This is a genomic window from Vitiosangium sp. GDMCC 1.1324 (assembly GCF_003044305.1).
Lineage (GTDB): Bacteria > Myxococcota > Myxococcia > Myxococcales > Myxococcaceae > Archangium.
The window spans coordinates 362,321-376,288 of record NZ_PZOX01000013.1; the positions used below are offsets into that span (position 1 = coordinate 362,321).

The 13,968-nt window shown below is 66.2% G+C and carries 11 protein-coding genes; 6 read left to right on the forward strand and 5 right to left on the reverse strand.

Annotated elements, in window-relative coordinates:
• Nucleotides 1-52: 52 nt before the first annotated feature.
• The 4 genes from DAT35_RS33755 to DAT35_RS33770 all read left to right on the forward strand — a co-directional run bounded on the left by DAT35_RS33755 (nt 53) and on the right by DAT35_RS33770 (nt 6,684).
• The gene (locus tag DAT35_RS33755) at nt 53-367 is read left to right on the forward strand and encodes a hypothetical protein (protein WP_108072893.1); all 315 of its coding nucleotides are present in this window, start codon (nt 53-55) and stop codon (nt 365-367) included.
• A gap of 112 nt (nt 368-479) precedes the next feature.
• Nucleotides 480-1,658 (forward strand): alpha/beta hydrolase, encoded by a 1,179-nt coding sequence (locus DAT35_RS33760; RefSeq protein ID WP_158502015.1) that lies wholly within the window; start codon nt 480-482, stop codon nt 1,656-1,658.
• A 258-nt stretch (nt 1,659-1,916) separates the two neighbouring features.
• On the forward strand, nt 1,917-2,705 hold the full coding sequence (locus DAT35_RS33765; RefSeq protein WP_108072897.1) for a hypothetical protein: 789 nt from the start codon (nt 1,917-1,919) through the stop codon (nt 2,703-2,705).
• A gap of 85 nt (nt 2,706-2,790) precedes the next feature.
• Nucleotides 2,791-6,684, forward strand: coding sequence for a G8 domain-containing protein (locus tag DAT35_RS33770; RefSeq protein ID WP_158502016.1), 3,894 nt, complete (start codon nt 2,791-2,793; stop codon nt 6,682-6,684).
• A gap of 133 nt (nt 6,685-6,817) precedes the next feature.
• Here the strand turns inward: DAT35_RS33770 and DAT35_RS33775 are convergent, their stop codons facing one another.
• The 5 genes from DAT35_RS33775 to DAT35_RS33795 form a co-directional block, all read right to left on the reverse strand.
• Entirely contained in the window at nt 6,818-8,029 is a 1,212-nt protein-coding gene (locus tag DAT35_RS33775; protein WP_108072901.1) for a site-specific integrase, read from the reverse strand.
• Nucleotides 8,026-8,247 (reverse strand): helix-turn-helix domain-containing protein, encoded by a 222-nt coding sequence (locus DAT35_RS33780; protein WP_108072903.1) that lies wholly within the window; start codon nt 8,245-8,247, stop codon nt 8,026-8,028. Before DAT35_RS33780 ends, DAT35_RS33775 begins: the two co-directional genes overlap by 4 nt.
• Nucleotides 8,195-9,781: a DUF5906 domain-containing protein gene (locus tag DAT35_RS33785; RefSeq protein WP_108072905.1), complete on the reverse strand. Its 1,587-nt coding sequence runs from the start codon at nt 9,779-9,781 to the stop codon at nt 8,195-8,197. The genes DAT35_RS33780 and DAT35_RS33785 overlap by 53 nt, the downstream gene beginning before the upstream one ends.
• Nucleotides 9,778-10,809 (reverse strand): hypothetical protein, encoded by a 1,032-nt coding sequence (locus DAT35_RS33790; protein ID WP_158502017.1) that lies wholly within the window; start codon nt 10,807-10,809, stop codon nt 9,778-9,780. Before DAT35_RS33790 ends, DAT35_RS33785 begins: the two co-directional genes overlap by 4 nt.
• Before the next feature lie 295 nt (nt 10,810-11,104).
• Nucleotides 11,105-11,383 carry a hypothetical protein gene (locus DAT35_RS33795; protein WP_108072909.1) on the reverse strand — a complete coding sequence of 93 codons (279 nt, stop codon included), beginning with the start codon at nt 11,381-11,383 and terminating at the stop codon, nt 11,105-11,107.
• A gap of 752 nt (nt 11,384-12,135) precedes the next feature.
• Between DAT35_RS33795 and DAT35_RS33800 the strand changes: the two genes are divergently transcribed.
• Both DAT35_RS33800 and DAT35_RS61170 read left to right on the forward strand, forming a co-directional pair.
• Nucleotides 12,136-13,233, forward strand: coding sequence for a phage major capsid protein (locus DAT35_RS33800; RefSeq protein ID WP_108072911.1), 1,098 nt, complete (start codon nt 12,136-12,138; stop codon nt 13,231-13,233).
• Between the two features lie 500 nt (nt 13,234-13,733).
• Nucleotides 13,734-13,968, forward strand: a 235-nt coding sequence (locus DAT35_RS61170; RefSeq protein ID WP_233261879.1) for a hypothetical protein, incomplete at its 3' end; no start/stop codon positions are given.

Sequence of the window (13,968 nt, forward strand, 5' to 3'; positions counted from 1 at the left end):
CGAGGCGCCCGTCTGGGGTAGATTATGCGGGCAACCCCCACCTGGAGTGTGCATGCGCAACGTGATGAAGCAGCTCGGTATGGGTCTCGGCCTCCTCTTCTCCATGGGTACCGCGTCGACGGCCCTCGCCTACCCGCCGCAGTGCATGGATATCTGCTCGTGCGCCAGCAGCTGTACCGCGCCTTGCTACCAGGGCACCTTCCGGACCACCTGTTCGGATGAGATCTGCAAGGATTACTGTCGGGGCACCGCCCCCCAGGCCTCGCTCTCCTCCACCCAGGAGCAGAAGGACGCCCAGGAGCAGCAGGACGCCTCCGAGAACGTCTGCAGCGAGCAGGCTGAGCAGTCCGCTTCCGTGAAGAGCTGAGTCCACGCCTCACACGAGGCCTGCTCGGAACCCATACCGAGCAGGCCTTGCGAGCAGGCACGCGCCAGGGGCGCTCCAGTGGCTCTGACGCCGCGTGTTAAGCTCCCCGTCCGTGGAACTCCTCACGACCCTTCGTCTTCTCCTGGCCGTCCTGCTCTTTGGAGTGGGGCTGCTGGGCCTCTTCAAGGCTCCGCTGGGCTCTCTCTGGAAACCGGCCGTGGCCGCGACCGAGTGGGGCCATGTGCTGGCCGTCGGTCCTCTCCTCGTATTGCTGCTGCCCGGTGGGGCTGGTGTCAGCGATCGCATCGCGTCCGGCCTGGCGGTGCTCGCCGCACTCCTCCTGCTCTCCTCGTTGGGGCGGGCCTTCGGGTACGTGAAGGGGTTGGAGACGAGCTTCGCGCGGACCTTCGGTCCCATCCAGCCCCCTGCCCCGCCCGAGGCTCCGGCACGGCCCGCGCCGCTCGTCCTGGGCGATCTCCTCTCGATTTCCACCCCCGCGGTGGTCCCCACTCGGCACCTCTACCGGGAGATCGACGGCCAGGCCCTGCACCTGGACGTGTACCGGAGCGCCGGGGCCACCCAGCCCCAGCCGCTCGTGGTGGTCATCCACGGGGGCTCCTGGAACAGCGGGGACAGCACCCAGCTCGCCTGGCTGAACGGCTATCTCGCCGCGCGAGGCCTCACCGTCGCGGCCATCAACTACCGGCTCGCGCCCCGCCACACCTTCCCGGCCCAGCCCGACGACGTGCGCGCCGCCGTGAAGTGGCTGCAGGAGAACGCCTCGCGTCTGGGGATTGATGCCACCCGCATTGCGTTCCTCGGACGCTCCGCGGGAGGCCAGCTCGCGCTGCTGGCGGCCTACACCCTCCAGGAGCCGGCGATCCGCGCGGTCGTCGCGCTGTATCCGCCCACGGACCTCAACTGGGGCTGGGTCAACCCCACCAACCCCCTGGTGATGGACAGCCCGAAAACATTGAGCGAGTACCTCGGAGGAACGCCCGCCCAGGTCCAGGAGCGCTTCGACGCCGGTTCGCCCATCGACTTCGTGAACCCGGAAACGCCGCCCACGCTGCTCATCCATGGGACTCGGGACGAGCTGGTCTTCGCCGAGCAGAGCCGGCGACTCGCCCGGCGTCTGGAGCAGGCCCGCGTGCCCCACCTGTGCCTCGAGCTCCCGTGGGGCACGCATGGCTGCGACGCCAACCCCGCGGGCCCGGGAGGGCAGATCACCACCTGGGCCGTGGAGCGCTTCCTCGCCGCCGCGTTCCAGGACGCTCCGCCGAGACCTTGAAAGACTTTTCCGCGCCCTGAAAGAGGGGGTCGAGTCCTCCCTCTTTCGGGTGAGCGTTTTCATGGGCTTTCGAGTCTTTCTTCCCAAGCCGCGACCCTCTACCCTGGCAGTCGTGGACGGAACACATGGGCCTCACATAATGACAAACTGAAGACACCAACCATGGGCTTCCGGATTCGCTGATTTCGAGATTCATTGCCACACGGCGTCATCGATGACACGTTGCAGGAAACCTGCTCCCCCAAGCGAGGTCACACCATGCCCAAAGGTATCAGCGGCAGCAACAAGCCCTTGCCGTCCTCCGTCAAGCTCACGGACAACAAGAAGTATGGCATCTACCCGGAGGATGCGAAGAATGTAGACAAGAAGACGAAGGCCTCGCTCTTCGTCAACACCAAGGTCGAGGGTGACAAATTCCAGGGTCTCGGGAATGAGAAGCCGAGCCCCACGACCTACACCCACGGAACGGACTCCTTCGAGCGCTATCAGTTCCAGAAGGGTGTGAAGGACTGCGCGCACAACGCCGAGGAGTTCCAGCACGGCAAGCCCCTGGCCACCAAGCATGCGAACAATGAGTACACCCTCGCCAGCAAGGAGACGGTGACGGGCCAGGTGTTTGGCTATTCCGACGCCGACAACATCGGGGTGTCCAAGCAGGCCAAGAAGAAGGACTCCACGGCCGTCAATCACGGCGCGGATCCCAAGCCCGGCGAGTCCTATGGGATCATCCGGCAACACGCGCCGGGCGAGAATCAGTCGCCCTTCCACTTCGCGCCCGTCGTGGCCAAGGATGGGAAGCAGACCATCACCGCGGAGCAGACCGCGGGAACCACGGATGCCACGGCTCGAAACACCTACCCGACCATGGACATGTACCGCGTGGGTGACAAGAATGAGTCTTTCAAGGCTCGCTATGGCACCGCGGATGGCTATGGGAAGGACTCCGTCGTCGTGACCACCCAGAAGTGGGGCCCGCAGAAATTCCAGGACGGCGATGACAAACCGGATGCGGAGCAGCCCCCGTCCAAGAAGCAGAGGACCGAGTAATCCCTTTCGCCTGCCCTGAGCGCGGTTGACGGCCCGCCATCATGAGCGCCATAACCCGCTCATGATGATTTCCCCGCGTAGGTGGATGTTCCTGTTTTCCCTGTCCGCCCTGTCGCTGGCGGACGGGGCGGCCGCCGCCAGCCTGAGCTCCGCGTCGTCCACCGTCTTCACCGTTCCCAACGGGACGTTCGAGACGCCCGCCCTCCCGGCATCGCCCGGGTACCAGTACGCCCCCTCCGGAAGCGGATGGACGCTCGTCAACGGCGCCGGCCTCACCCGGAACGCCACCGCGTTCACCTCGGGCAACCCGAACGCTCCGGAAGGCGCCCAGGTGCTCTTCCTCCAGGGAGCGGGCTCCGCTTCGCGGACCCTCAATTTCGCGGCGGGCTACTACATCTTCAGCTTCGCCGCGGCGCAGCGTGGAAACCCCCTCAACACCCAGCGAGTCGAGCTCCGCATCGACGGGGGAGTCATCCAGGGGTTCACCCCCACCGGAACCGCCTACCAGCGCTTCAGCTCGAGCGCGGTGCTGCTGTCCTCCGGCCCCCACTCCATCGAGCTGCTCGGGCTCAACCCCCAGGGCGGCGACAACACCGCCTTCGTGGACGACCTCACGGCGACGCGCCTCAGGGAGCTCGGCATCAGCGGATTCGAGTCCCCGGCCCTCCCCGCCTCCCCCGGGTACGCCTACGCCCCGCCGGGCGGGCCGTGGACCTTCAACGGGCTCAGCGGCCTCAGCCGCAACGCCAGCGGGTTCACGGCCGCCAATCCCGCTGCGCCGGAGGGCAGTCAGGTCCTCTTCCTCCAGGGCGCCTCCACGGCCTCCATCCCCGTCACCATCCCGCGCAGCGGCTATTACCGATTCCGCATCAAGGCCGCCCTCCGCGCCAACGACCCGACCCAGCCGCCGGCCAAGAACATCCGCATCACCATCGGCGGCACCCAGGCCGGCGAGTTCCGCCTCGCCAGCACCCAGTACCTCGAGCAGCTCTCGGCCGCGCTCTACCTGGACGCGGGCGCCACCACGGTGAGCCTGACCGGCGTGGACACGGCGCCCGGAGACCACACGGGGCTGGTGGATGACCTCCGGATGGAGATGCTCCACGACTGGCAGGACCCGTACGTCTGGGGCGGCGCGGTGCCCGGCGCCAACGACGATGCCACCGTGAGCGCCGGCAGCGCCGTCTGTCTTCAGGGGACGCTCGCTCCGAAGAGCATCACCGTGAGCGGCGAGCTGCTCGGCGCCCAGAACCGGAACGTGGCCGTCACCACCAAATATGTGATGGTGATGGGCAGTGGCTCCCGGCTCGAGCTGGGACAGGAGCTCACGCCCTATCCGGGCTCCGCCGTCTTCACCCTCAACGCCACACCGGCCGATCCCGACATCATGGGGATGGGCAACAAGTTCATCGGCGCCATGGGCACCGGCACCCTCCACCTCCACGGCCTGGAGCGCGTGAGCTGGACACAGCTCGGCGCGAACGTGAGCGCGGGGAGCTCCACCGTGGTCCTGAAGGAGCCCGTGGACTGGCAGCCGGGTGACAGCATCGTGATCGTCTCCAGCCACCGCAACTGGAACGAGGCCGAGCAGAGGACCATCACGTCCGTCCTCTCGGGCAACACGACACTCACGCTGGACAGCCCGCTCGCGTACTCACACACCGGCGTGGTGAAGAACTACACCGACGGCTCGCGCACCTGGACCGCGGACCTGCGCGCCCAGGTGGGGCTGCTCACGCACAACATCCGGGTGCAGGGCGATGCGGCGTCCGCGTCCTCCGGCGGGTTCGGCGGACACGTGATGATCATGGACAACTCGGCGGCGTACTTCAGCGGGGTCGAGCTCTTCAACATGGGCCAGAAGGCGCGCCTCGGGCGCTACCCGTTCCACTGGCACATGCTGGGCAGCGTGGGGGCGGGCCAGTACTTCAAGAGCTCCAGCATTCACCAGTCCTACAACCGGGCCATCACCATCCACGGCACCGAGAGCACATTGGTCGAGAACAACTTCTTCTATGACCACATCGGGCATGGCGTGTTCCTGGAGGACGGCAGCGAGCGCTTCAACGTCATCAAGAAGAACGTGACCCTGCTCACCAAACGCCCCGCGCCTGGCGAGGAAGTCACGCCGTCCGACAACCAGTTCAACCAGGTCCAGAACCGCAGCCCGGCCAGCTATTGGATTACCAATCCCCAGAACACGTTCGAGGACAACGTCGCGGCGGGCACCGAGGGGACCGGATTCTGGTTCGCGCTCCCGGACCGCCCGCTGGGATTGTCCGCGACCGACCCGCGCTTCTCGTCGATGCGACCCAACACGCTCCCGATGATCTCCTTCAAGGGAAACAGCGCCCACAGCACCATGAGCGGGTTCGACATCTTCGACGGGCTGGATGCCAACCACTCCATCCTCCCGAACCTGGGCTGGTCGGACACCGCCCCCCACCTCATCGAGAACAGCACGTGGTATGCGAACGAGCTGGCCCTCTACACGGGGATCGGCGCCGGCGGCCCGTCCGACAACCTCATCTTCCGCAACAACGTCCTGGTCGAGAACACGGTCGGCACCATGCTGGCCAGCTACAGCATCGTCGACCAGAGCGTGTTCGTGGCCAACTCCGGTGAGAACCTCACTGGAGACACCCGCTACGCCTACCGCGTGTATGACGGCGCGGGCCAGGTCCGGGACTCCCACTTCATCGGGTGGGACGCCCCCAACGCCAATTTCCTGCTCAACACGGGCGCCGCCACCAAGCACCCCAATCACAACTTCACTGGGAACACGATGTCTCCCGCCAGCCCGCCGCGCACGAGCCTGGAGGACTTCGACATCCGCCCCGTTCCGGACGCGCACGCCAACCACCCCGGACACCCGCGGTACTGGTCCATCGTGCTCCGAGACGTCACTGGCGGCATCAGCGGCAAGGCCAACACGTCCATCGTGTCCAACCACCCGTTCCTGCGGGTCGGAGACGAGTACCGTCCGCCGAACTGGGAGCGCGCGTACCGGAGCGACCACCGGTTCGCCCTGTCGCGGCTCACCTACGGCGTGCCGTTCGAGCAGACGCCCAACATCACCTGCACGCGAGAGAAGGCGGGAACGGCCCCCGTCAGCGTCTTCTACATCGGCGTGGACGGCTACCACGAGTGGCACCAGCTCCCGTTCCTCGTCAGCGAAGGCTTTGAATACACCTATGCATACGAGTCCCTCCCCGCCGTGAAGGCGGTGACGATGAACATGGAGGACGCCACCGCGGGCGACAGTTACATCGCCCACTTCAAGGACTTCGGGAAGCTGGGGGGCGTCACGCTCTCCTCGAGCCAGAGCAGCTTCTCCGCCCACTCCTCCCTCGCCAGCCTGCGCGGCTCCGCCACCTCGGGCTACTACCTGCAGCCGGGCGGCGACCTCTCCATCAAGGCGATCGCCACCGGCAAGAACCAGTCCTTCACCATCCGATGGACCACGGACTTCGCGGTGCCACCGCTCGACACGGACGGAGACCAGATGACGGACTCCGCCGAGATCAGCTCGTCGCGGCATCCCTTCGACGCCGCCGACCTCGGGGCGGAGTTCGCCACACCCGGAGGATTCGAGGGCTGGACGGCGTTCGGCAACATCACCGGACAAGCGGTGTCCGGCGGCGTGCTGAGCGGCACCTCCTCCGGCAACGGCGACGCGCAGATGGTGAACAGCGCCTACAACTTCAGCGCCAGCCGCGTGCCGAAGCTCCAGGTGCGCATGAGGGCCTCCCAGAACACCGGCGTCCAGATCTTCTTCGCCACCGGCACCCAGCCCGGTTTCTCAGCCACGCGCGTGGCCAGCGCGGCCTATACCGGCAACGGCGATTACCAGACACTCACCTTCGACATGGCGGGCCAGGCCGATTGGACCGGGACCATCACCGATCTCCGCCTCGACCCGGTGTCGGGGTTGGGCATCCAGTTCGACATCGACTGGATCCGCGGGCCGGGGATGTAGCCGTCCACCGCCCGAACTGGCTTGCCGGACGCCTCCAGCGGCGGGTTCGATTCCCGCCACCTCCACACTCAGAAGCTCAGCAATCCCGAGGGGTTGCTGGGCTTTTTCTTTGCCCTCGTTTCCGCATGTGCCCTCAGTGTGCCCCTTCGGTGCTTCTGGCCGGAGCGGCTTGGAGATGGGGCACAGGAAGGTCGAGCTGCTGCACGGCGCTCGCCCGTACCTCGGGGGACAGGTGGGCATAGCGCTCTGTCATCTCGATGGTCGCGTGCCCCATCAGCTCCTGGATCGCCTTGAGCGGCACGCCACGCATCGCGAGATGGCTCCCGTAGGTGTGCCGCAGGTCGTGCCACCCGATGCGGCCCTGCTCGCGGCAGATGTCCGCCTCGCGCAGCGCCCGCTCCAGAGGGCCCTTCATGGTCCCGTTCGTGTGTGGCTGCCCGTCCGCCTGACAGAACACGTAGGGACCGCGCAGGTGCCGGTGTGCCTTGAGCGCTTCCAGGGCCGAGCCCGGGAGATCGACCGTCCGCTCGCGCCCGCCCTTGGGAAGCCCCGTCACCCCGCGCCAGATGGTACGCCGGACGTGCAGCTTGCCGCGCTGCAAGTCCACGTCGCCCCACTGGAGCCCGATCAGCTCGCCTTGCCGCAGTCCCGTCTTCAACGCCACGAGCACAACCGGGCGCCAGTCAGGGGCCGCAGCGGCGACCACCCGCTCGGCTTCCTCAAAGCTGAGAAAGTCAAACGCCGCCTTCGCAGTCTTGAAGAGCTTGACGCGCGGAACGTGCGTGATGATGCCGTGCTCCTGTGCGAGCGACAGCATCTTGCGGAGCACCGTTAGCGCGTTGTTGATGGTCTTGAGGCTCAGAAGCGCGGGCTGGATGTCCTTACGCTTGCGAAGGGCTGCCTTCGTGGGGGCATCCTTCCGGGCACGGGCTCCCGACGTCTTCTTGCGCATAGCCGCTTTGAAATCCTCGATCTCAGCCAGACCGATGGAGTCCAACGGCATACGGCCAAGAGCCGGAATGACGTGCTGAGCGAGGATTTGGCGCTTGGAGACAACGCTTGAATATTTGTTGTTGTTCTCGCTGTACGTGAGGAAGCGCGGGACAAACTCTTCAACCGTAGGAACCCGGCCCGCCTCGCTCTGACTCTCCTTCCCGAAGGAACCCGTGAGGAGTGCGTGTCTAACCTGACGCTCGTATTCCTCAGCGCCCCGGCGGGTGTTGATGGGCGATGCCTTGCGCACGCGCTCCACCCTCCCGCTCGGGTGCTGATACTTGACGTCAATGGTCCACGCCTCTTCCACTTTGCCTTCCTTCGTCTTCCACTGCCGCAGTCTGACGCTCATGGTTTCTTTCCAAGCGCGGGACTGCTGTTACCCGGCGTCCAGGATAGCAGAACGCTCCGGCGAAGTCGGACGGATCGACCAAGGTGGACCGCCCCCGGCACCTCACCGCGCCGGATCGACTCGTAGAGAGTTTTCCGGTTCACGCGCAGCAAAGCTGCGGCCTCGTCAACCGTGAGGAATTCGGGCCCGGTAGTGACTTCTCCCGTGGGCATGGTCATCGCGTGTCTCCGCTCCCGCCGTTGGGCGTTCGCGGGGCGGCATGGGCTCGGCGGACGTGTGCGCGGCGCTTGCGCTCGCACCGGGCACGCCACGGGCTCCCGAAAGAGGAACGACCTTCGCTGCCTGCGGCGTTGCGTCGTTGCCCATCTGGTGCCAGGGCGGCAGCCAGCCCCGAGCCTTGTTGTCGCGATGCTCAATCCAGCCCGCCGCCTTCAACGCGGCCAGGAAGGTTCTCTTCTGCGGCGGATGCTTCTGGCCCACCACGCGACAGAAGCCACAGACCGCCGCGTACAGCGCATCGTTCGTGAACGCCTTGGTCTTGCCCACCATCGCGCCGTTGCCCCGGTGCATCACGTTGGCCTGCGGGCTACTCGACGCGCAATCGCGGATCTGCGCATCTGGCTCAGGGCTCTCACTGAGTTCGCGCAGGAATTGCTCGGTCACCGGCTCGCTGAGTTGCTGAAGCTCCTCGCGGGAGGTGTTCGCGTGTGGCCTGCGGACTCGGGGCAAGTCCACCTCACGCGAGCCCATCGTATGAGCGAAGGCGGCGATCTGACGCATGAACTCGGGCGTGAAGGCGTCGTCCTCCCCCGGCGAGTGCAGCGACTCCAAGAATTCCCGATGTGTCATGCCGAGGTCGGGATGCTCGTGCTCGGTGGGCTTGGCTTTGTTGTGAAACACGGTCCAGCGGCGGTCGGCCTCCTCGATTTCGATGGGCTTCGTTCGGTTGGTAGCGGCGAGCAGCGCGGCGCGGTTGGCCGCTGGCGTTCGGGCAACGCCCTTGCTCTCCAGGAAGACTTCGCTATCTGTGATTGTCGCCTTGAGCCCGTCCCCGAGTGAGCCGCCGCGCCTGTGGTTATCGAGCAGCTCGTTGGCGAAAATGAGCAGCTTTGTCGCGAAGTGGAGGTTGTAGGGCTTGGCCAAGTCCGACTCGCCAATCTGAACGCAGTTGGAGGGCCCGAGCAGGTGAGCGAGCACGCGATAGAGCACGTTCTTTCCCGAGCCCGGGGGCCCTTGCAGAAGGATGGCGGTGCCCGGCCTGGAGCCGGGACGCTGGACCTTGAACGCGATCCAGTTGAGCAGCCAATCGAGCCCGGCTTCGTCTTCGGCGAGCCAGAGCAGGACGCGACGCACAGCGGGCCACTCACCCAGCACCGGCACGAGCGAGGGGGCCTCCCAGGTGTTGACCGCAAGCGTCCCATCCCCACGCATGAGGAGATCGGGAGCGTTCGGCCTGCACTCAATGGCCATGACGCCCGCGCAGAGGTCCGGCACGTTCGGCGAGGCGACCAACGGGCTGACTCCGCGTGGCCATGTGTCGCGCGGGGCCAACAGCCCGCGAAGGATCAGGTAGTCCTCGGCAGCCTTCTGCGTCAGGAACTCCGAGGCGAAGCCGTGCCCATCGTGGCGCCGTGCAAGGTAGCGCTCCAGCGGAACGACCTTCACGAGCGGCAGCTTGGCAACGTGGGCAAGTGCCGCTTCCACGTCGGCTGCGTTGGCCAGCGTGTCACCGGGATTGATGCTCGTGCTCATTGCGTGCCTCCGTTTCCGTGGCCCGAGGTGGCCGCCAGCTCCAGCACCCGACGCCATTGCGCGTGAGCCGCTTCCCGTTGGGCTGCTTTCTGGTGGTCCCATTGCGTGAGCTTGGCGCGAGCCCCGCGCAGCCCTCGCAGCGCTTCGCCCCACACGTCACGGGAGGGCTCCACCCGCGCGAGCGCATCGAGGGAGCGGCGCGCAATCTCAAGAAGGCTCGCCGAACTCTCGTCAGGCTCGGCAACGCGGGCGAGCATTGCCGTCAGCTTGTTGATGCCGAGGTGTCGCTGCCCGTCGAGCATGAGCACTTCGCCCGCGTCCACCTGGGAGAGAACCGTCACGGCATCAGGACGCTTGAAGCGCCGCAGCCGCACGCGCACGGCGTGGGGGTCTGCCGCCCGCGAGCCGTCCACCTGCTCTTCGCTGGGCCGCTCGGCGTAGCTCGCGAAAGGCTCCCGCAGCAGGGGGCCGAACTCGGCCTGTACGTCAATCGGCTGGCCCTGGTGATGCTCGGGGGCTGGACGTGGGAGCACGTTGGACGGATCCCAGCTTGGCAGGTAGTAGAGCCGAGCAACGTCCTTGCAGGACGCATCGGCCTTCAACGCCGCTTCCGTCAGATCGCCGAGCCCCACGCATTGCATGAGGCGCGGCCACAGACGCTCCGACCATCGGCTCGCCGAGCCCACGGGCACTGGCTCACTGAACGGGAAGACGACGCGGTAGCGGATGGGCTTCGCGGTGCGCCCGTAGGAGTGCGTCGGGTAGGCGAGGAACCACAGCCCACGACGGCGCAGGCTGGCGAGCCACGCATCCAACGCGGCCTGTGTCTCGCCGTCGAAGTCCACGATGGCCAGGGTGACGTGAGCGAAGTTCGCGTTTCGGCGGTAGGGGGCTGTCGTGGGTTGCCCGTCCTTGCCCTCGTAGAGCCCATCAGCGCGGGGCGGATACGGCTTGGCGGGGATGATGGCGCGGCCATCCTTCTCCGCGCGCAGGAGCGGCTCGGCGGCAACCTCGAACAGTGCCGCCATCAGCTCGCCCACTGAGCCGAACTCGCGAACATCCAGGCGCCCGGGAGTGAAGCGCGAGTCAGTCAGGCAGACTGTCCAGGGAGCGGGCTCACGCACAGGGCCCGACGCTTCGGCTCCCATGTCAACGGGGGACAGCGTGGGAAGAGACGTGACGCACGCCCCAACGCGAAGGGGCTCCGTCACTGCTCCGTCACCGTGGTTTTCCCTCTGTACGTGACGAAGTGACGGAACTCTCTTTTCCTTAAGGAGAATAGAGAGAAGGGGGAAGGAGATACGAGCTGCGTCAGTCACTTGGTCACCCCTGCTCGCCCGCGCTCGGCGGGGTAGCTGCTGGCGTCAGCGCGTTGGACTGGGCGAGCGTGTAGACGCGCGGCACCGCACCACGCACGCCGGGCTTGTAGCGGTAGGACTCGCGCACCACGCCAGTCGCGAGAAGGGCGCCAAGAGTGCGACGGGTGGCCTGCTCTCCGGTGCCGAGGTTCGCGCGCAGCTCCTTCACGGTGAGCCCGTCTGCGCCCGCGTGGGTGAGCGCGGCGATGATCCGCTGCTGGTACTGTTCAAGAAGTTCAAGCAAGGTCTGCCTCCATTTCCCTGCGGGTAAATGGGTGCGATTGCTGCGGGCGGCTCACGGCCCCACCGTTACGGGAGCAGCCGTCGCTCGCTTGCTCGTAGCTCGTGGGGCCTGGCTGTCTGCGGCTCGTGCTCGCCGCACCGTGCCTTGAGAGAGGCCCCCCCGGTTCGGATTTCCGGAGCGCCGTCACTTGGAACATTGCTCGGCGGTCCAACACGCTCAGAAAATTTCCAAAAAATCTCGCGGGCCCGTGGCGATGTGTTCACGCCGGAGGCTGGATTCTGAACGCATCAACCGTGAGACCGTTTTAAGGTGCGCGGGGGTTATGTTCTTAGGCGAAACCGCCGACTAGGCGAAACCTCCCCCGTAACCGGCTGGATGCCGCTGCGTCGGCTACGGGCAGAGCAGGCACACGTCGGCACGCTCCACGGTTCCCGAGGTGCCGCTGCCCTCCCTTGGCACCGCACTCGCCCGAGCGTCGGCTGCCGCGCTCCTGGAGCCCCTCCACAGGCCCGCCGTGCTGTCGCTCGCGTCTGGTGGCTCCAATGCCCGGCTTTTGCCCGGCCAGTAACCAAGCGCGCCCCAACAGACGCCGACGCCTTCCGCAGGCAGCTCGGCAGAAGCGAGCGCCGACGCCGTCAGCGGCGACTGAGCCACAGACAAAAATCGCACCCATTTAGAAGACACAAAGCCTGACGCGGGCGAATGACCCCCCCGCAAGGCTTTCAAGCAACACATCCGAGGAGTGTGAAAAGATGAATCGCCAGCAAATCACAGAGATGGTCAAGGCGCTTGGTCCGGAGGTCGCGCGGGAGCTGATCGATGCCGCCTCCCGAAGCGCCCCCGGTCGCATGGGTAGAGACAGGGCGACGCGCGAGGGCAGCGTCTACGCGAGCGTCGCGAACTTTGGCGCGTTCACGAAGAGCGTCATCGCCTTGGGTCGCCGCCCCGGCGCGGGCGAGCTGCTCGAAGCCGCGAAGCGCTTCGGCAATGCCGACGTGCAGAAGGCGGTTCAGCTCAGCAAGTTCGACTCGGCGGGCGTGCTTGTGCCCGTCCAGCAGAGCGGCGAAGTGATCGAGTTCCTGCGGCCCGAGGCGGCCCTGCTCAAGCTCGGCGTGCGAACCCAGCCGTTCAAGGGCGAGTTGCACATGGGCAGGCAGACGGGGACTTCTGTCTTCAAGTGGGTCGGCGAGGGGGAGACGGTCCCGAGGAGCGCACCGAAGTACGGGAAGCTCGTGCTCAAGGCGCACAAGGGGATGGTCCTCACCGACGTCAGCAACGACCTGCTGCGCACGCCGGGGGTCGGTGACGCGGGCGTCGGTGAGGACATCCGCGCCACCGTGGCCGATGGCCTCGACGACGCTGGCTTCAACGGTGACGGCACAGGCGCCGCACCGAAGGGGCTCTTCGTGCAGCTCGACCCCGCTCAGGTCTTCGCGAGCACGGGCACGACCGCCGCGGCCTACCTGGCCGACATCGACAGGGCGGTCGAGCTGCCGTTGACCGCGCATGTTCGCATGGGCACTGCGGCGTGGGTCATTCACCCGACCCGGGCGACCGCGCTGATGCAGCTCAAGGACACGGGCATCTTCATCTTCCGTCAGGAGATGCTCGACAAGGGCACGATCCGGGGCTTCCCCTTCGTGATGACGACCCGCGTCCCGGTGACGAAGATCGTCTTCTCGGCGGACTGGCGGCAATTCATCTACGGGATCGACGAGGATCTGATCCTCTCCGAGCACGACACCCGCGCCGAGCACGACGAGACGACCATCCGCGCGATTGTGAAGGGCGACTTCAAGCTGCGCCAGCCGAAGGCGTTCAGCTCGATCACCTACCAACCCGAGGGGTGACACCGGGGCAGCTCGCACAGTGCATGCGGAAGACTTGCCCGCGCTCGAAGCTGGCCGTCCTGGAGGGGAGCTGCCGAGCCTTCGCGGTCGGGGCGGGCCGCACGCTCGATCCTGACTGGATGCAGGGGCGGCCGGGGGCCTGGGAGAACTAGCTGCTCGTGGCCTACGTGCTGCCGTAGGGGCACGTAGCGGCCTACAGCGTGCCGCTTGTCGACGGCGCGTTCGTGTGGGCCGGCAAGGTGTACCGCTGAGCGGCCGAGCTAACACATACATGTGGGGAACAAATCTGTACTGATTTCCATGATTCGGGGGTTCAAACGCGCATTTCGAGATAGATTTGTTTCAGGGCTGTTCGGTAGTTCGGGGCTTCCCCTGTTCAGGGAGGCCGTGTTACCTATTCGACCGCATCGCCATCTGACCAAAGCGCAGACGACGAAGGCTGGCCCCGTGAACACAATCTTCGGCTCGACAGCCGTAGGGCCACATGTGGAGAACGCACCATGATCGACAGCTCCGCCCCGCGACTTGTCTTCGTTTCGGAGGGCTTCCGCTACGATGTTTACGCAACCCAGGTTGCTTTTCGGGATTACGACACGCTTCTTCTCGCTTGGAGACAGCCCGCTGACGGGGGGCCTCGCTCGCAAGTCGTTCTCAAGCCCTTGCAGGTGTCTTCAGACCGCGAGCGGGAGGAGCGTGCTTGGGAAGAGGTGCAGCTCGCGACGCATTTGCAACACC

Excerpts from the sequence above, each read along its gene's own strand:
- DAT35_RS33755 (WP_108072893.1), top strand. The coding sequence starts at position 53 with ATGCGCAACGTGATGAAGCAGCTCGGTATGGGTCTCGGCCTCCTCTTC.
- DAT35_RS33765 (WP_108072897.1), top strand. The coding sequence starts at position 1,917 with ATGCCCAAAGGTATCAGCGGCAGCAACAAGCCCTTGCCGTCCTCCGTC.
- DAT35_RS33770 (WP_158502016.1), top strand. The coding sequence starts at position 2,791 with ATGTTCCTGTTTTCCCTGTCCGCCCTGTCGCTGGCGGACGGGGCGGCC.
- DAT35_RS33775 (WP_108072901.1), bottom strand. The coding sequence starts at position 8,029 with ATGAGCGTCAGACTGCGGCAGTGGAAGACGAAGGAAGGCAAAGTGGAA.
- DAT35_RS33780 (WP_108072903.1), bottom strand. The coding sequence starts at position 8,247 with ATGACCATGCCCACGGGAGAAGTCACTACCGGGCCCGAATTCCTCACG.
- DAT35_RS33785 (WP_108072905.1), bottom strand. The coding sequence starts at position 9,781 with ATGAGCACGAGCATCAATCCCGGTGACACGCTGGCCAACGCAGCCGAC.
- DAT35_RS33790 (WP_158502017.1), bottom strand. The coding sequence starts at position 10,809 with ATGGCGGCACTGTTCGAGGTTGCCGCCGAGCCGCTCCTGCGCGCGGAG.
- DAT35_RS33800 (WP_108072911.1), top strand. The coding sequence starts at position 12,136 with ATGAATCGCCAGCAAATCACAGAGATGGTCAAGGCGCTTGGTCCGGAG.